This window comes from Methylobacterium sp. WCS2018Hpa-22, assembly GCF_031843785.1.
Lineage (GTDB): Bacteria > Pseudomonadota > Alphaproteobacteria > Rhizobiales > Beijerinckiaceae > Methylobacterium.
On sequence record NZ_JAVTJA010000008.1, the window covers coordinates 151760 to 169629 of the forward strand.

Sequence of the window (17870 nt, forward strand, 5' to 3'; positions counted from 1 at the left end):
AGCACCGCCGGCAGCAGGGGGCGTCCGAGCGACGCCCGAGGTCTATCCGGTGCTGGAACGGTCGCGTTGAAGAAAGCCTACATCAAATCCTACGGCTGTCAGATGAATGCCTACGATGCGGGTCGCATGTCCGACCTGCTCGGTAGCCAGGGCTATGCCGCCACGGAAAGCGTCGAGGAGGCGGATGTCGTCATCCTCAATACCTGCCACATTCGCGAGAAGGCCGCCGACAAGGTCTATTCCGAACTCGGCCGACTGCGCGTTCTGAAATCGGCTCGTGCCGAGGCTGGGCTGGACACACGGATCGTGGTCGCGGGCTGCGTCGCACAGGCTGAGGGTAAGGAAATCCTGGCGCGTTCACCCGCCGTCGACGTGGTCGTGGGTCCGCAGAACTACCATCGCCTGCCGGATCTTCTGGCTCGCTCCGGCTCGGCGCGCGTCGTCGACACGGAGTTTCCCGTCGAGGACAAGTTCGACCACCTGCCCATCAGGCGGACGGCTGCGGTCTCGTCGTTCCTCACCGTGCAGGAAGGCTGCGACAAGTTCTGCGCCTTCTGCGTCGTTCCCTATACGCGCGGGGCCGAGGTCTCGCGCTCGGTGGAGGCGATCCTGGATGAGGCGCAGAAACTCGTTCGGGGCGGTGCTCGCGAGATCACGCTGATTGGGCAGAACGTCAACGCCTATCACGGCGTCGGCGCCGATGGCGCATCGGTGACGCTTCCCGCGGTGATGCGCGCGCTCGAAGCGATACCGGGCCTCCTGCGCCTGCGCTACACCACGAGCCACCCCAACGACATGGCTGACGATCTGATCCGGGCGCATGGGGAAATCGCCGCGCTGATGCCTTACTTGCACCTGCCGGTTCAGTCGGGCTCCACCCGCGTGCTGCAGGCGATGAACCGGAAGCATACGGGCGATGCCTATCGCAGGCTCATCGAGCGCGTGCGCCGGGTGCGGCCGGATATCGCCCTGTCCTCCGACTTCATCGTCGGGTTCCCCGGCGAGACCGATGTGGAGTTCGAGGAGACGATGCGCCTCGTTTCCGAGATCGGCTTCGCGTCGGCCTATTCGTTCAAGTACAGCCCGCGCCCCGGTACGCCGGCCGCCGAGCGCGAGGACGCCGTGCCCGAGGCCGTGAAGTCCGAGCGCCTCGCAGCACTCCAGGCCTTGCTCGATGACCAGCGCCACGCCTTCAACGCGTCCGCCGTCGGCCATGTCGTCGAGGTGCTGGTGGAGAAGGCCGGACGTCATCCGGGGCAGGTCGCCGGCAAGACACCGCATCTCCTGCCCGTGCAGTTCGATGCCCCGCCTGCCACCATCGGCACGGTCGTGCCTGTGCGCGTGATCCGCGCCGGCTCGAACAGCCTGTTCGGCGAAGCCGTTACCGACGAGGCGGCGGCCGCTTGACGACGCTGACGCCACGCAACCGCATTTTCATCCTGGGAGACGGGATGGCCGCGTCATGCCGTCCCGACCCCTTTCGTGACGCTCAGCGATACTCACAGCAAGGAGCCTCTGCGTGCCGGCATCTGACGGTCTGAGTGGACGGGGAGCGCCCCTTCGTGGGCGTGGTCCAGCGGCGCGAGTGGGAGAGATCGTGGAGACGGTAGACGTCTCCCTGACCTTCGATGACAACCGGCTCGCCAGCCTCGTTTTCGGCCAGTACGACCAGAACGTCGCCCATATCGAACGGCGTCTGGCCGTCACCGCCACGGCTCTGGGCAACCACCTCGTTGTGAAGGGATTGCCGGATGCCGCCGAGAAGGCGCGCAAGGTGTTCGAACGGCTCTATGCGCGTGTGAAGGCCAGCGGCACCGCCCTGACCCTCGGCGATGTCGACGGCGCGATCCAGGAGACGACGCTTCAGGGCAACCTCTTCCCCTCCGCGGAGGTGAGCGCCGAGCCGGATCGCCCGCATTTCGACCAGATCGCCACGCGTAAGCGCGGCGCCGTGCGGGCCAGGAACGCTGCCCAGGACACCTATATCAAGCTTCTTCGCAACCATGAGCTCGTCTTCGCCGAAGGCCCCGCCGGCACCGGTAAGACCTGGCTCGCGGTGGGCTACGCGGTGTCCCTGCTGGAACAGGGCCATGTGGAGCGCCTGATCCTCTCACGGCCCGCCGTCGAGGCCGGCGAGCGTCTCGGCTTCCTGCCCGGCGACATGCGCGAGAAGGTCGATCCCTACCTGCGTCCGATCTACGACGCACTCTACGATTTCATGGAGGCGCGGCACGTGGACCGCAGCCTGCAGACCGGCGTCATCGAGATCGCGCCGCTGGCGTTCATGCGCGGGCGGACCCTGACCAACGCCGTGGTCCTGCTAGACGAGGCGCAGAACACCACCTCGATGCAGATGAAGATGTTTCTCACCCGTCTCGGCGAGAACTCGCGCATGATCATCACCGGAGACCCGAGTCAGGTCGATCTCCCGCCCGGCCAGAAATCCGGGCTCGTCGAGGCCGTGAACATCCTCGATGGTGTCGAGGGGATCGGCCGGGTGACCTTCCGGGACGTCGACGTGGTGCGCCATGACCTCGTTCGCCGCATCGTCACCGCCTACGAGACGGCTGCCCATGGCGAGGGCGATGCGGACCGTTCGCCCATGTCCCGCCGCAGGCCGCTTTCGTGATGCCGGGGTCTGAGATCGAATCCGAGATCGACGTCGCCGTGGAGGACCCACGTTGGGAAACCGTGGTGCCGGACCTCGAGGCTTTCGTCATCCGGGCGGTAGAGGCAGGACTTGCCATCGCGCCCGATACGCCGGCCCATCCGATCGAGGTGAGCGTGCTGCTGACCACGGATGAGGTGGTCCAAGACCTCAACCGGACCTGGCGTGGCAAAGACAAGCCCACCAATGTCCTGTCTTTTCCCGCTTCGCCGCAACCCGCCCATGCGGGTGTCGCGGTGCCGCTCGGCGATGTCGTTCTTGCGTATGACACGATGCTGCGCGAGAGTGCCGAGCAGGGAAAACCGCTTCAAGACCACCTCGCGCATCTTCTGATCCATGGCACGCTTCATCTTCTCGGCCAGGACCACGAGACCGGCGACGCGGACGCGACCGCCATGGAGGCCTTGGAGACCGAAGCCTTGCACGGCCTCGGCATCGCCGACCCCTATGCCGAGTGAGGGGCGATTCCGCCCGCAATTCCAGATCAGAGAGACATGACGAACGATCGAAGTCGCGGCGCGGCTCAGGCTGCGCCCAGTAGCGGTGACGGTGAGGCTCAGGCGCGCGAGCCCTGGTACGACCGTCTGCTGCACGCCTTCCATCTCCGGCCGCGCGATTCGTTGCGCGACGATATCGAGGATGCGCTGGCCGAACCCGATTCGGGTGAGAACCTGTTCTCCCCCCTCGAACGGGCCATGCTCAAGAACGTCCTCGGGCTGCACAAGGTGCGCGTGGACGACGTGATGATCCCGCGCGCCGACATCGTCGCCGTCTCCATGGAGACGAGTCTCGGCGATCTGTTGAAGCTGTTCCGCACCGCCGGCCATTCGCGCCTGCCGGTTTACGGCGAGACGCTCGACGATCCGCGCGGCATGGTCCACATCCGCGACTTCGTCGATCACATCGCCGCCAAGGCCGAAGCGACCACCCGCCGACCGAGCGCCGCGATCGCCACCGCACTTCCCGACACGGCGGGCGATGTCGCAGCCGTGGTACCTCCGCGCCCGCGCCGCGGCACTCGTGCCCTGAAGGCACTCAACCTCGGCAATGTCGATCTTTCGGCGACCCTGGCCTCGACCCGGATCCAGCGCCCGGTCCTGTTCGTGCCGCCGTCCATGCCGGCCATCGATCTCTTGGTACGGATGCAGGCGACGCGCACGCATATGGCCCTCGTCATCGACGAATATGGCGGGACCGACGGGCTCATCTCCATCGAAGACCTCATCGAGATGGTGGTCGGTGATATCGAGGATGAGCACGATGTGGCCGAAGGCCACCTGGTTCAGCGCGTAGAGGGCGATGCCGACATGTTCATCGCCGATGCCCGCGCCGGACTCGCCGAGGTATCCGAGGTGAGCGGCGTCGATCTCGTCGCCGCGGTGGGCGAGATGGCCGAGGAGATCGACACGATCGGCGGCCTCATCGTCACGCTCGCCGGACGCGTTCCCTCGCGCGGCGAACTCATCACCGGGCCGGGCGACCTCGAATTCGAGGTGCTCGATGCCGACCCGCGCCGGGTGAAACGGCTGCGGCTGCATCGCGGGCCGATGAAGATCGCCCCGCTCATACCTCTGGCCCTTCCGCCGCCGAGCAGCAGTCCGATCGCCGAAGCTTCCTAGCGCCTGACTGCGCGCTGCGGACCTTGCGCCAGGCTTTCGTCTCACATCAGCTTTTCCCAGGACGTGGCGGACACGCCTCGGGCTGATGCCTCAGCCGGGATGACCCGAAGATGAGCTACGCCTTCGACGGTGCCGGGTCGCGCCCTGCGCCCGTGCCCGGAAGCGCGACGGGGCCGCTCGCACACCTCGCGCAATGGATCATGCTGACCTCCGGCTGGCGTCGCCTGCTCGTGTCGATCGCCGCCGGCGCCGTCGGCGCATTGGCGATGCCGCCTTTCGGTGCCCTGCCCGCCCTCGTCGTTTCGCTGAGCATCGCCGTCTGGTTGATCGACGGGGCGGCAACGGGGCGGCGGGGAAACCGCGGTGCGGTCCTCGCCTGCGCGGTCATCGGCTGGGCCTGGGGCTTCGGCTACCTCACCGCCGGTCTGTGGTGGCTCGGCTCCGCGTTCCTGGTAGAGGCGGACGAGTTCTTATGGGCGTTGCCCCTCGGCGTGATCGGCCTGCCCGCGGTGCTCGCGCTGTTCTACGCCGCGGGTTTCGCGCTGGCGCGCGTGCTCTGGTCACAGGGTCCCGCACGTATCGCCGCTCTCGCGGTCGGCATCTCTGCTTCTGAGTGGCTACGCGGTCACCTCTTTACCGGGTTTCCCTGGAACACCCTCGGCATGGCGCTCGGCCAGAACCTTTGGCTGATGCAATCCGCCTCGGTGATCGGGCTCTACGGCCTTACGCTTCTCGCTGTCCTGATCGCGGCAGCGCCCGCCACCCTCGCGACCGGCACAACGGCACGAGGGCGTTACGCACCGGCCCTGGCGGCCTCCGCCGGACTCGCCGCGATGGCGCTGTTCGGGATCGTTCGTCTGCCGCCGACAGCCACGGCGACAGTGGAAGGGGTACGTCTGCGGCTGGTCCAGCCGAACCTCAACCAGGACGCCAAGTTCCGCCCGGAAAATCGGGCCGACATCATCGACTGGTACATCGGTCTCAGCGATCGTGCCGCCGCGCCGGACCGTACCGGCATCGCGGACGTCACCCACGTGATCTGGCCCGAATCGGCGTTCCCCTTCCTGATCCAGCGCGATCCGGACTCGCTCGCACGCATCGCCGCTGCTTTCCCCCCGGGGCGGCAGCTCATCACCGGCGCGGCCCGCGCCGAGGAGCCATTGTCGAATGAGCGCCCGCGCTTCTTCAATTCGATCCTGACGATCTCGTCCGGTCCGAAGCTCGGCGACATCTACGACAAGGTCCATCTCGTGCCGTTCGGCGAGTATCTGCCGGGGCCCCTCGACGCAGCGTTGAGGGCGGTGGGTCTACGCCAGTTCGTGTCGATTCCCGGCGGATTCACGCCCGGCGCCCGGTCCGGCCAGCGTCTGCTCGACATCGCGGGACTTCCCCCCGTTGTCGCGACGATCTGCTACGAGGCGATCTTTCCCGGCGAAATCCTGCCCGGACACGCGCCCGACGGGTCGTCTCCCGTTCCGGGGCTGATCCTGAACGTCACCAACGATGCCTGGTTCGGCGATACGCCTGGGCCGCGCCAGCACTTCGCCCAGGCCCGATTGCGGGCCGTGGAAGAAGGATTGCCCATGGTGCGCGACGCCAATACCGGCATCTCGGCGGTGGTCGACCCGTATGGACGCATTACTGCCAGCCTGCCCGTGGGGGTAGAAGGCATCCTCGATGCGGATCTCCCCGTTCGGTTGCCCGGCCGCACAGTCTACGCCGTCCTGCGTGACCTGCCCTTCGCCGCGATGCTTGCCGGCCTCGGCCTCATCGCACTCTTGGTAAGGCGCCGCATCGCGTGACCGACCCCACATTGCGGAACGCCCGCCCGGTCCTCGTCGGGCTTGGGATGATGCTGGTCGCGTTCAACATGCGCCCCGCCCTCACCTCTCTCGGTCCTCTACTCGATGCCATCCGCGCCGAGACTGGCCTGACCGCCGCGGGGGCGGCGTTCCTGACGACCCTGCCGGTCCTCTGCCTCGGCCTCGCCTGCGTGCTCGGCCCCGTCATGGTCCGGCGGACGGGGGCGGAGCGTGGTGTGCTGGTCGCGATCCTGGTCATCGCCCTCGGCTCGGCCCTGCGCGGGCTCGGAGGGCTCCCTCCCCTTTTCGCCGGGGCCTGTATCGCGGCCGTCGGGATCGGCCTTGCGGGCGTCCTGTTGCCCGGATTGGTGAAGCGAGACTTCTCCGGGCAGGCCGGTTTGATGACCGGACTCTACACGATGGTTCTCTGCCTCGGCGCGGCGACGGGCGCCGGATCGGCGGTGCCCCTGGCCGATGCCTTCGGAGGCTGGACGCGTGCGATGGCGGTCTGGGCCGTGCCGGCCGTGGCGGCGGCCATCGCCTGGATCGTCTTCGTGCCCCATCGCGAGAAGGGGCCACCGCCCGCCCGCCGCCGCCCGCTCTGGCGCGATTCCCTGGCCTGGCAGGTCACCGGGTTCATGGGCCTGCAATCGTCCCTCGCCTACATCACCTTCGGCTGGCTCCCGGTCGTGCTGCAGAGCCGTGGCCTGTCGGCGGTGGAGGCCGGGTTCGTCACCTCCATCATGAGCATCGGACAGGCGCCGAGCGCCCTCCTCGTGCCGGCTTTCGCCGCGCGGCTGCGGGACCAGCGCGGTATCGCGTTCGCCCTTCTCATCCTGTCGGCGGCGAGTTTCCTGGCGCTGGTCGATGGACCGGTCGCACTCGTACTCCCGTTCGGCATCGGGCTCGGTCTCGGAATCGGCGGTTTGTTCGGACTCGCCCTCACCATCGTGGTGCTGCGCGCCCGCGATGCGGTCGGCGCGGCCGACCTCTCGGCGATGTCCCAGGCGGTGGGCTATTCCATCGCCGCTCTCGGCCCGCTGGGGTTCGGCCTGGCGCACGACCTGTTCGGGGGCTGGCGCGTCTCGGCCGGTCTGTTCTGTGCCATCGCCCTGGCGTCCGGAATCTTCGCCCTCGGCGCGGGCCGCGACCGGAAAGTCGGCGCGGCTTCCGCCGCGGAATGACCGCATAAAAACTCCCCGCGATCACGAGGATCGCGGGGAGTTCATGGTTCAGTCCGAACGACCGGAGCTTACTCGGCGGCGACGCGATGCGCCTGGCTGCCATCCGTGTAGGTCTCGGCCTGGAGGCGCTTGCCCGGAGCCGCGCGGCCCGGCAGCGGCGGCAGGGCCTTGGCCTTCTCCAGATCGATGCCGGCACCTTCGGCAACGCGACGGCCGTAATCCTCGTCGGCATGCCAGAAGTGCCAGACCATCCGCAGTTGGATGGCTTCCGGGCACTGCTTCATGTCGCCGACGAGATTGGCGATCAGGTCGTCACGCTCCCAATCCTGGAACGAGCGGTAGCGGACGCCGGCCTGGGTGTAGTCGTCCTCGGTGCGCGAGGTCTGGTAGCGGCCGAGCTGGCCCTGGACCGGCTGGTGATAGTCCTTGGCGGGCTTCGGAGCCTCGCGCAGGCCCTCGGCCAGCGTCGACGGCTCGTAGTTGATGTGCCGGTTCGGACCGGTGCCGTCGACCGAGTAGGTCATCTGGCCATCACGCTGGTTCGAATAGACCTTCACGCCGGGCTGCGGCGCATTGATCGGCAACTGCAGGTAATTGGCGCCGACGCGGTAACGCTGCGTGTCCGAATAGGACAGCGTCCGGCCCTGGAGCATCTTGTCGTCCGAGAAATCGATGCCGTCCACGAGCACGCCGGTACCGAAGGCCGACTGCTCGACTTCCGCGAAGAAGTTGTCCGGCACGCGGTCGAGCACCATGCGACCCACAGGCAGAAGCGGGAAGTCCTCGACCGGCCACAGCTTGGTGTCGTCGAGGGGATCGAACGACAGGTGGTCGTTCGGGCCGTCCGGCATGATCTGCACGCAGAATTCCCACTCGGGGAAGTTGCCCTTTGAGATGTTGTCGTAGAGGTCACGCGTGGCGTGGCCGACATCCTTGGCCTGGATTTCGGACGCCTGGGCCGAAGTCAGGTTGCGGACGCCCTGCTTTGGCTCCCAGTGGAACTTGCAGAGCACGGCTTCGCCCTGGTCGTTGACCAGCTTGTAGGTGTTGACGCCCGAGCCCTCCATCTCGCGATAGTTGGCGGGAATGCCCCAGGGCGACTTCAAGTGAGTCACCATGTGGATGGCTTCAGGGTGCTGGGACACGAAGTCGAAGAAGCGCCACGCCTCCTGACGGTTCGTCACCGGGTCCGGCTTGAACGCGTGGATCATGTCGGGGAACTTGATCGCGTCGCGGATGAAGAAGACCTTGAGGTTGTTGCCCACGAGGTCCCAATTGCCGTCGACGGTCTTGAACTTCACCGCGAAGCCGCGCGGGTCGCGCTCGGTCTCCGGGCTCTCCTTGGCACCGGCCACGGTGGAAAAGCGCACGAACATCGGCGTCTTCACCCCGGTCTCGTTCAGGACGCGGGCGCGGGTGTACTTGGAGGCAGGCTCGTTGCCGATCTTGCCATAGGCTTCGAAATACCCATGGGCGCCGGCGCCGCGGGCATGGACGACGCGCTCGGGAATGCGCTCGCGGTCGAAATGAGTGATCTTCTCGATGAACTGGTAGTTCTCGAGGGTCGCCGGTCCCCGCTCGCCGACCGTGCGCGTGCTCTGGTTGTCACGGACCGGATGGCCCTGGCGGGTGGTCAGTATCGGGCGTTGATCGCTCATGCGGAACTCTCTCCTAGAATGTCGGGACGATCCGTATCGGGCGTGCGGTCTCGCGTCGCCATCCTGGAATCGTTCTGAGACACCCTTATGAACCGTGCCCGATCGTTTGGCTAATGCATCGTCGCAAAGGCTGCGATAGACAGAGCCTATGAATGTATCGGGTCTGTCCCTCCGGGATCTGGAATATGCCGTCGCCGTCGCCGAGGAGAATCATTTCGGACGGGCGGCCGAACGCTGCAATGTGAGCCAGCCCACACTCAGCGTGCAGGTCCGCAAGCTCGAAGAGGCCTTGGGCCTCGTTCTCTTCGAACGCGGCAACCGACGGGTGATGCTGACTCCGGCGGGTCAGAGCATCGTCCGCCAGGCCCGCACGGTGCTGGCCGAGGCGCAGCGGCTGCTGGCTCTGGCGAGCGAAGGGCGCGGCGCGCCCCTTACCGGACGCCTGGTCCTGGCCGCCATCCAGACCCTGGGGCCGTATCTGTTTCCCCTCGTGCTGAGAACATTGCGGCAGGAATTTCCTATCCTGTCCCTGGCATTGAGCGAGGCGAAGACGGCCGAAATCCTGGAGGGGCTGCGCGACGGCAGGGTCGACGCCGCCTTGATCTCCCTGCCGATCCCCACGTCCGGTCTCACCGTCTCGCCGCTCTTCATCGAGCCGTTCCTGCTCGCTTGTCCCGCCGATCATGCCCTCGCCCAGGGCGGGGCGTTGCGGGCGACGGACATTGCCGGGCCGGACCTCCTTCTCCTCGACGAGGGTAATTGCCTTCGCGATCAGGCCGTCGCCGCGTGCGGGGCCGGCTCCGCGGCGGGCCGCCATGCCACCTCGCTCGAAACCCTGCGCTCGATGGTGGCGGCCGGCGCCGGCTACACCCTGCTCCCCGCGCTCGCCGTGCCGGCTGGAGCCGATGCCAGCGGCCTCACCGTGACGCGTGGCTTCGATCTCGACGGGCCGGGCCGGACCATCGCTCTCGCCTGGCGCTCCAGCGACCCGCGCGCCAGCGGCCTTGCGCATCTGGCGAGCTTCTTCAGGGCGCACGCGCCCGCCGGGACAACGGCGTTTCGCGACGATGCCCCGGCGGGTCGTGACAGCGTCGCCGAACCGGTGTAGCGCCGGCTGCCTTCCCAAGAATGGTCTCCCGTGATCAGCCCGCGCTCCCTCGGCCTCTGGACGGCGCTCGTCGCCGCCTCGGCGGTCATCGCCTACAGCCTTACGCTCGCGCAGTTCCCGGCGGCGCTCCTCCTGGGGCCGATGCTCGTCGCCATCGCTTTCGGGGTCGGCGGTGCGAGCCTGTCGTTGGCGAAACCGGGTTTCCAGGCGGCGCAGGCCATCATCGGCTGCCTTGTCGCCAAATCCGTGACCGCCGACATCGTCGGGACACTTCTCGATGACGGGCTGCTGATCCTCGCCGTGGTGCTGGTCACCGTCATGGCCGGCGCCCTTGTCGGCTGGGCGCTGACCCGCCTGCGAATCCTCCCGGGTAGTACCGCCGCCTGGGGCTCGTCCCCTGGCGGAGCCGCCGCCATGACGGCCATGGCGGAAGAATACGGCGCGGATCCGCGCCTCGTCGCCTTCATGCAATATGTCCGCGTCGCTGCCGTGGTCCTGTCGGCCTCGGTGGTCGCCCGCATCCTCACCGATACATCGATCCCGGCAAAGGCCGCATCGCTGGAGGAGGCCGGTATCCTCCCTGTGCTGGTGACGCTCTCAGTCGCCGGGATCGGCGCCGTGCTGGCCCGCTTTCTGCGCCTGCCGGCGAGTGCCCTCGTCGGGCCGATGATCCTGGGTGCCGTGCTCCACGCCATGGGCCTCGTCTCGATGGCCCTGCCGGAGCCGCTCCTCGATCTCGCCTATGCTTGTATCGGCTGGTATGTCGGCCTGCGTTTCACCGCGCAGACGTTGCGCGAGACCGTCGCGGCCCTGCCGGGCATCCTCACCGCCACCCTTGCGGTCATCGCCCTTTGCGGCGGCTGGGCCTTCGGCTTGACCTTCCTGCTTCCGGTGGACTTCCTCACGGCGTTTCTCGCGACGAGCCCCGGTGGGCTCGATTCCGTGGCGATCATCGCCGTCGGCTCGAAGGCCGACGTCTCCTTCGTCCTGGCGGTGCAGACCCTGCGCCTGTTCGTCGTCCTGATCACCGGACCGCTTCTGGCCAAGTGGATCGCACGCGGCGCTCCGGCGGATCGCTGAAAGCATGCGCGCGCTCTACTTCGCCTTCCTCAATTCCTGGCGCGGGCTCGTCTTCGGCGCCCGGACGGAACGGGCCCTGCGCCTGGAGCTCGTCCTGTTGGTGGTCGGCGTTCCGGCGGCCCTGCTGCTCGGCGGAACGCTCTGGATCCGCGTGGCACTCCTGGCCGGCCTGCTCCTCATGCTGGCGGCCGAATTCCTGAACACGGCGATCGAGAAACTCTGCGACCACCTCCACCCGGACCACCATGCGCGGATCGGCGTGGTGAAGGATCTCGCCTCCGCCGGGGCCTTTATGGCGCAGGCCGTGGCGGCCCTGGTGTGGCTGGCAGCCCTGGTCGACAGGTTCTTTTAAAGTCGACCCTCGTTCGCCATCTCCGCTACGGGCGGCGCCTTGTCCCACCGGGCCGGTGGATCGCCCCTCGCTTCTTTGTCGCCTCGGGCGTATCCCGAGGCACACCCGACATCGATTCTGAACCCCCGACGGAGCACGCGTCTCCTTGACCGACTATATCCGCAAGATCCTCACCGCCCGCGTCTACGACGTCGCCATCGAGAGTCCGCTCGATCCGATGCCGCGCATGTCCGCGCGCCTGGGGCGCCCGATTCTGCTCAAGCGCGAGGATCTGCAGCCGGTCTTCTCGTTCAAGCTGCGCGGTGCTTACAACAAGATGTCCGGCCTCTCCTCCGAAGTCCTGGCGCGCGGGGTCGTCTGCGCTTCGGCCGGAAACCACGCGCAGGGCGTCGCCCTGGCGGCGGCCCGTCTCACCGTGCGCGCCGTCATCGTGATGCCGCGCACGACCCCCGCCATCAAGGTCGATGCCTGCCGCGCGCGCGGAGCCGAGGTCGTGCTGTTCGGCGATACGTTCGATGAGGCGCTCGGCCATGCCCGCCAATTGGAAGGCGAGCAGGGTCTCACGTTCCTTCACCCGTTCGACGATCCCGATGTGATCGCCGGACAGGGCACCATCGGCATGGAGATCCTGACCCAGCATTCCGGGCCGATCGAGGCGATCTTCGTGCCGGTCGGCGGCGGCGGTCTCGCCGCCGGCATCGCGACTTTCGTGAAGTACTTGCGGCCGGAGACGAAGGTCATCGGTGTCGAGCCGGACGATGCCGCCTGCATGGCGGCGGCCCTGGCCGCCGATGAGCGTGTCGTTCTGCCGACCGTGGGATTGTTCGCCGACGGTGTCGCCGTGCGCCAGGCCGGCGAGGAAACCTTCCGCCTCTGCCGCGAGCATCTCGACGGGGTCATCACCGTCGATACCGACGCCATGTGCGCGGCAGTGAAGGACATTTTCGACGATACCCGCGCGGTCTCCGAGCCGTCCGGAGCCCTGGCTCTGGCCGGTGCCAAGGTCTATGCGGCGCGCGAGGGCAGCTCGGCGGGGACGCTGGTGGCGATCTCCTCCGGGGCCAACCTCAACTTCGATCGCTTGCGCCACATCGCCGAGCGTGCCGAGATCGGCGAACAGCGCGAGGCGCTCCTCGGCGTGACGATCCCCGAAGAGGCGGGTTCCTATCGCGCCTTCATCCGCCATCTCGGCCCGCGTGCGATCACCGAGTTCAACTACCGTTACGCGCCCTCCGCCGAGGCGCAGATCTTCGTGGGCATCAACTTGCCCGGCGGAATCCCCGAGAAGCGCGACCTCATCGCCGGCCTCAGGGCCGACGGCTACAGCGTGGTCGATCTCAGCGACAACGAGATGGCCAAAGTGCATATCCGCTACATGGTCGGCGGTCGCTCGACCGAACTCACCGACGAGCGCATCTACCGCTTCCAGTTCCCGGAGCGTCCGGGTGCCCTCCTGCGATTCCTCGACGGTTTGGCGGACGGGTTCAACATCACCCTGTTCCACTATCGTAACCACGGCGCCGATTACGGCCGGGTGCTCGCTGGAATCAGCGTTCCCCGAGAAGAGCGCCAGCGCTTCGATACCGCCCTGGACGATCTCGGATACCCGTATGTGGATGAAACGGACAATCTCGCCTACCGCATGTTCCTGGCAACGGGAGAGATTGCCCGGTCGGAGCTCGAAGTTTCCGATCGTACTTCTGGCTAATGAAGGCGCTGCAAGTTTCGGTTGAAGCGCGGTCGCGCGGGCACGCTTCAAGAAGCGCGGTCGCGCGGGCACGCTTCAATGAGGGAAAGGCGTCGAGGCCTCGGATGAAACATTTTTTTGATGTTTGCCTTGGCGTCCTTCCACGTAAGCCAAGGGCATGCCGAAACAGCATTCCTCGGCCGTGAAAATTACGCAGTCCCCACTCTAAGGAACACTTTCTAAATTTGTCATAGGATAATTTGCGCCATAGTTTTCCCAGGGGCCTACTTCCTTATGTCCATAGCCAGCAGTCTCAACGTCCGCCTTCCCGTAATGATCGTCGGTCTGGCAATGGTCAGTACTGCCCTCATGGGCAGCCTGAGCTGGTATTCGGCTAGGTCCGGATTGACATCCGCCGTGCAGGAGCGACTGGAATTCGCCGCTACGGCTCGTAAGACCGGGCTGGAACTGATCGCCGACCGCGCCCGCGGCGATCTGATCGCGACCGCCGGCAACAATCAGGTCTCCAGCAATGTCGGCGATCTGGTCGAAGCCCTCGATCCCAATAAGGCCGATTATGCCAGCCTCGTTCAGGCCTTCACCAGCCCGACGACCGTGCAGGAACGCATGGCCGCCGAGGGTACGGGCACGATGTATGGCCGACGCCACGCCAAGGTTCAGGAAGTCGCCCGCAAACTCCTGGAGCGTCCCGGCTATGCCGACCTTCTCTTCGTCGATGAGGAGGGGCGCATTGTCTACACCACGACGAAGGGCGCGGATTTCACCCATAGCCTCTCGGAGCCGGACCTGCAGAAATCCGGTCTTGCCAAGCTGATCGAGCGCCTGAAGACCGCCGAGCCCGACAGTGTTCTATCGCAGGACTTCGCCGCATATCCCACGGATTCCGGTCCCTCCGCCTTCCTGGGCCGTGGCATCTACCGTCGCGCCAACGTCGCCATGGGAACCGGCCAGGCCGCCTCGCGGATCGGCTTCCTCGTGCTGCGCGTGACGCCCGCCCTCTTCGACGCTTCGCTGTCCGAACGGAACGGCCTGGGTGATACGGGACAGGTCATGGCAGTCGGTTCCGATGGGCTGCTGCGTGGTAACCCACCCCTGAACTCTGCCGTGAAGGCGGGCATGCCCGTCACGATGGCCGGGCTTGACGCCGAGAGCCTGAAATCCGGCAAGCCCTTCGTCTACGGCAGCGGCGACAAAGCTCGCCTTGCCGCCACCGCCTCGATCTCGATGCTGGGTTCACCCTGGACGATCGTCGCCGAGCAGGCCCAGAGCGAGGCGCTGCATTCCGTGAACAGCCTGACGAAATCGCTGCTCATGTCGGCTCTCGCGGTTCTCGCCGCCACGGCTCTTCTCGGCCTGCTCTTCGCCCGCAGCATCGTCCGGCCTCTCGGTGCCCTGGCGCGTGCCCTCCAGGCCTTGGCCCGTCGCGAGACCCTCGACGAGGTCCCCGGCAGCCGTCGTGCCGACGAGATCGGCGAGATCGCCCGCGCCGTCGTCACCATCCGCGACATTTCGCTGGAAGACGCTGCCCAGCAGCTTCAAACCACCGAGGCCTCCCGCATGCGCGCCGAGATCGAGCGCCGCGCCCTGCTCAACGAACTCGCCGACAATTTCGAGCGCTCCGTCGGCCGCATCGTCGATGGCGTGTCGTCCGCCTCGGCGAGCCTGCATGATGCGTCGAACAGCATGACCATGACCGTGGACGGCACGGTCAGCCGTTCGACCTCTGTCGCTGCTACCGCCCACCAGACTGCCGGCAACGTCAACGCGGTGGCCGCGGCCGCCGAGGAACTCGGCGCCACGGTGCAGGAGATCGGCCGTCAGGTCGAGCAGGCCGCCGACATGTCGCGCTCCGCCGTCGAGGAGGCGAGCCGTACCGCGGAGACCATGCGCACGCTGTCGGTTGCCGCGACGCGCATCGGTGACGTGGTCGGCATGGTCCAGCAGATCGCTTCGCAGACCAACCTGTTGGCCCTCAACGCGACCATCGAAGCCGCGCGTGCGGGCGAAGCCGGACGCGGGTTCGCCGTCGTGGCGGCCGAGGTGAAGAGCCTCGCCGAGCAGACCTCCCGTGCCACGGCCGAGATCCACCAGCAGGTGGAGGCGATCCAGGGCGCGACCAACGGCGCATCGGGCGCGATCCAGGGCATCGTCTCGCGGATCGAGAGCATGAGCATGGTGACCAGCAGCATCGCTGCGGCGGTCGAGGAGCAGAGCCTCACCACCCAGGAGATCGTCCGCAACATGGGGCAGGCTTCGGCCGGGACCGGCGCGATGACCACGGACATCGAGGAGGTCGCCCGCTCGGCGGCCGAGGCCGGCACCTCCGCCGGCCGGGTCCTGGTGGCCTCGGAAGACCTGTCGACACAGTCCGACAGCCTGCGTTCGGAAGTCGGTCAATTCCTCGCGACGGTGCGGGCCGCCTGACCCGTCATGGGCCTCCCGCGTCGACCGAGGGTTGACGCGGGAGGCCCGGAACGTCCACAGCCGGCCCCATTCCTGGAGGCCAGCCGATGCCGCCGTTGCTCGCCCTGCCCTTTCCCGCCATCGATCCGGTGGCGGTGGCGATCGGCCCGATCACGATCAAGTGGTACGCCCTGTCCTATATCGCAGGCCTCGTCGGCGGCTGGTTCTATGCCCGCCGGCTGGTGGCGGCGGACCGGTTCTGGGGTGTCGTGCGGCGGCCGAGCCTCAACGACATCGACGACCTCATCGTCTGGGTCGCCCTCGGCGTCGTCCTCGGCGGCCGCATCGGCTACGTCCTGTTCTACAATTTGCCGCTTTATCTCGACGATCCCCTCGAGATCCTGGCGATCCGCAACGGTGGCATGTCGTTCCACGGCGGCTTTCTCGGCGCGGTGCTGGCGATGGTGCTGTTCGCCCGATCGCGAAAACTGTCGCCCTATACCCTTCTCGATCTCACCGCCGTCGTCGTTCCCATCGGCCTGTTCTTCGGCCGCATCGCCAATTTCGTGAATGGCGAATTGTGGGGGCGGATCGCGCCGGATTTTGCCTACGCGGTCGTGTTTCCCTCCGGCGGCCCGCTGGCGCGGCATCCGAGCCAACTCTACGAGGCGGCTACGGAAGGCGCCCTCCTCTTCGTGGTGATGGCGTTGGCCGTCCGTCGCTTCGGTTTCCGTAAGCCAGGTCTCCTCGGCGGGATCTTCGTCCTCGGCTACGCCCTCGCCCGCACGTTCTGCGAATTCTTTCGCGAACCCGACCGGCAACTCGGATACCTGTTCGGGACGGGGGACTGGCGCTATGGCGGCATCACCATGGGGATGCTGCTCTGCGTGCCCATGGCGCTGATCGGCCTCACCTACATCGCCCTCGCGCTCCGCGGCGTGACGCGGCCGCGCCGGCCCGTCGAGGAGACGGTGCGGGCTGATACGGCATGACCACGCCGCTCTTCGTCGAGATTCGCGACGAGATCGTCGAGGCGGGGCCGATGAGCCTCGCCCGCTACATGGCCCTCTGCCTCGGCCACCCGATCCATGGCTATTACCGCACCCGCGATCCCCTCGGCGCGCGCGGCGATTTCGTGACGGCCCCCGAGATCAGTCAGATGTTCGGCGAGCTGATCGGGATCTGGATCGCCGTCACCTGGGCCTCCATGGGAGGGCCGAGCGATCTCGTCCTGACTGAACTCGGCCCCGGGCGCGGTACGTTGATGGCCGATGCCCTGCGGGCGCTGGGCCGGGCGGCGCCGGATTTCCAGCCCGCCGTCCATCTCGTGGAGACGAGCCCCCTGCTTCGGGCGGCACAGGCCTCCCGCCTCGGAGCCGTGTCTCCGACCTGGCACGATGGGATCGAGACCCTGCCCGAAGGGCCGATGATCGTGGTTGCCAACGAATTCTTCGATGCGCTTCCCGTTCGCCAGTTCCAGCGTACGGAACGCGGCTGGTGTGAGCGTCTCGTCGGCCTTTCGCCGGATGGCGGTCGTCTCACGTTCGGTCTTGCCGCCGAGCCCGATTGCGAAATCAGCGCACCGGCGCCGGTCGGCGTGCTGATGACCGTTCCAGCACCGGCCCTCGACATCGCGCGAAATCTCAGCCGCCGGATTGTCGCCCAGGGCGGCGCGCTGCTGGCCATCGATTACGGGCATGTGCGACCCGGATTCGGCGATACGTTCCAAGCGGTATCGGCTCACCGCTTCGCCGATCCCCTGCTGTCTCCCGGTGAGGCGGATCTGACGACCCATGTCGATTTCGCCGCCCTCGGCCGAGCGGCCAGGGGTGAAGGCGCCCGTATCGACGGTCCGCTGGAGCAGGGAGCGTTCCTCCTGAACCTGGGACTACGCCAACGCGCCGATCGCCTTAAAGTCGGGGCGAGCCGTGCGCAGGCCGACGCGGTCGATACCGCGTTTCATCGGCTCACGGCATCGGGAAAACGAGGCATGGGCAGCCTGTTCCAGGCCATCGGGATCGCCGATCCAAGACTGCCCGTTCTCAGCGGTTTCAACCCGGCCTAACTACGATCTCGGCGGTTTGCGACGACCCTCGGGGCACGGGCGATGCGGTCGCGCAGGTCCTGCACCTACCCAGGATCTGTCGCAGACTTCGAACAGATGCGGCGGGAATTGGCGGTCATCGCGCCTATCCGTGTCACTCGAACAGCTTCGCTCTATCGAGCCGAACCTCCTCTGGCTTAGATTGCCGAATATTGGCGTTGGCCCTTGTCCGGCCGAGGATTTG

14 protein-coding genes are annotated in these 17870 nt (G+C 67.0%); 13 read left to right on the forward strand and 1 reads right to left on the reverse strand.

All coding sequences use genetic code 11. The features are described 5' to 3' along the window. The first annotated feature begins 66 nt into the window (after positions 1-66). The 6 genes from miaB to RQI43_RS12755 all read left to right on the forward strand — a co-directional run bounded on the left by miaB (position 67) and on the right by RQI43_RS12755 (position 7273). On the forward strand, positions 67-1407 hold the full coding sequence (miaB, locus tag RQI43_RS12730) for a tRNA (N6-isopentenyl adenosine(37)-C2)-methylthiotransferase MiaB (protein WP_311275375.1): 1341 nt from the start codon (positions 67-69) through the stop codon (positions 1405-1407). Positions 1408-1519: 112 nt separating this feature from the next. Beyond that, on the forward strand, positions 1520-2629 hold the full coding sequence (locus RQI43_RS12735) for a PhoH family protein (RefSeq protein WP_405030608.1): 1110 nt from the start codon (positions 1520-1522) through the stop codon (positions 2627-2629). Next, the gene (gene ybeY / locus RQI43_RS12740; RefSeq protein ID WP_056429944.1) at positions 2629-3126 is read left to right on the forward strand and encodes an rRNA maturation RNase YbeY; all 498 of its coding nucleotides are present in this window, start codon (positions 2629-2631) and stop codon (positions 3124-3126) included. The genes RQI43_RS12735 and ybeY overlap by 1 nt, the downstream gene beginning before the upstream one ends. A gap of 36 nt (positions 3127-3162) precedes the next feature. Continuing rightward, positions 3163-4287: a hemolysin family protein gene (locus tag RQI43_RS12745; protein WP_056429940.1), complete on the forward strand. Its 1125-nt coding sequence runs from the start codon at positions 3163-3165 to the stop codon at positions 4285-4287. 110 nt (positions 4288-4397) lie between these two features. Continuing rightward, entirely contained in the window at positions 4398-6089 is a 1692-nt protein-coding gene (gene lnt / locus RQI43_RS12750; RefSeq protein ID WP_311275377.1) for an apolipoprotein N-acyltransferase, read from the forward strand. Next, on the forward strand, positions 6086-7273 hold the full coding sequence (locus tag RQI43_RS12755) for an MFS transporter (protein ID WP_311275378.1): 1188 nt from the start codon (positions 6086-6088) through the stop codon (positions 7271-7273). The genes lnt and RQI43_RS12755 overlap by 4 nt, the downstream gene beginning before the upstream one ends. Before the next feature lie 68 nt (positions 7274-7341). On the opposite strand, the gene RQI43_RS12760 is transcribed toward RQI43_RS12755, so the two are convergent. After that, complete coding sequence (locus tag RQI43_RS12760) at positions 7342-8931, reverse strand: catalase (RefSeq protein WP_056429937.1); 1590 nt, start codon at positions 8929-8931, stop codon at positions 7342-7344. 148 nt (positions 8932-9079) lie between these two features. Here RQI43_RS12760 and RQI43_RS12765 point away from each other — a divergent pair, with 148 nt between their 5' ends. From RQI43_RS12765 to RQI43_RS12795, 7 genes are all read left to right on the forward strand, one after another. After that, the gene (locus RQI43_RS12765; RefSeq protein WP_056429935.1) at positions 9080-10039 is read left to right on the forward strand and encodes a LysR substrate-binding domain-containing protein; all 960 of its coding nucleotides are present in this window, start codon (positions 9080-9082) and stop codon (positions 10037-10039) included. A gap of 30 nt (positions 10040-10069) precedes the next feature. Next, complete coding sequence (locus RQI43_RS12770) at positions 10070-11119, forward strand: AbrB family transcriptional regulator (RefSeq protein ID WP_311275379.1); 1050 nt, start codon at positions 10070-10072, stop codon at positions 11117-11119. A gap of 4 nt (positions 11120-11123) precedes the next feature. Then, positions 11124-11471 (forward strand): diacylglycerol kinase, encoded by a 348-nt coding sequence (locus RQI43_RS12775; protein ID WP_056429931.1) that lies wholly within the window; start codon positions 11124-11126, stop codon positions 11469-11471. Between the two features lie 145 nt (positions 11472-11616). Then, positions 11617-13179, forward strand: a complete 1563-nt coding sequence (ilvA, locus tag RQI43_RS12780) for a threonine ammonia-lyase, biosynthetic (RefSeq protein ID WP_311275380.1) — start codon at positions 11617-11619, stop codon at positions 13177-13179. Positions 13180-13452: 273 nt separating this feature from the next. Beyond that, the gene (locus tag RQI43_RS12785; RefSeq protein WP_311275381.1) at positions 13453-15603 is read left to right on the forward strand and encodes a methyl-accepting chemotaxis protein; all 2151 of its coding nucleotides are present in this window, start codon (positions 13453-13455) and stop codon (positions 15601-15603) included. 86 nt (positions 15604-15689) lie between these two features. After that, positions 15690-16574, forward strand: coding sequence for a prolipoprotein diacylglyceryl transferase (gene lgt, locus RQI43_RS12790; RefSeq protein ID WP_311275382.1), 885 nt, complete (start codon positions 15690-15692; stop codon positions 16572-16574). Next, a complete protein-coding gene (locus tag RQI43_RS12795; RefSeq protein WP_311275383.1) occupies positions 16571-17647 on the forward strand; it encodes an SAM-dependent methyltransferase in 1077 nt (358 codons plus the stop codon). The genes lgt and RQI43_RS12795 overlap by 4 nt, the downstream gene beginning before the upstream one ends. Positions 17648-17870: the final 223 nt, after the last annotated feature.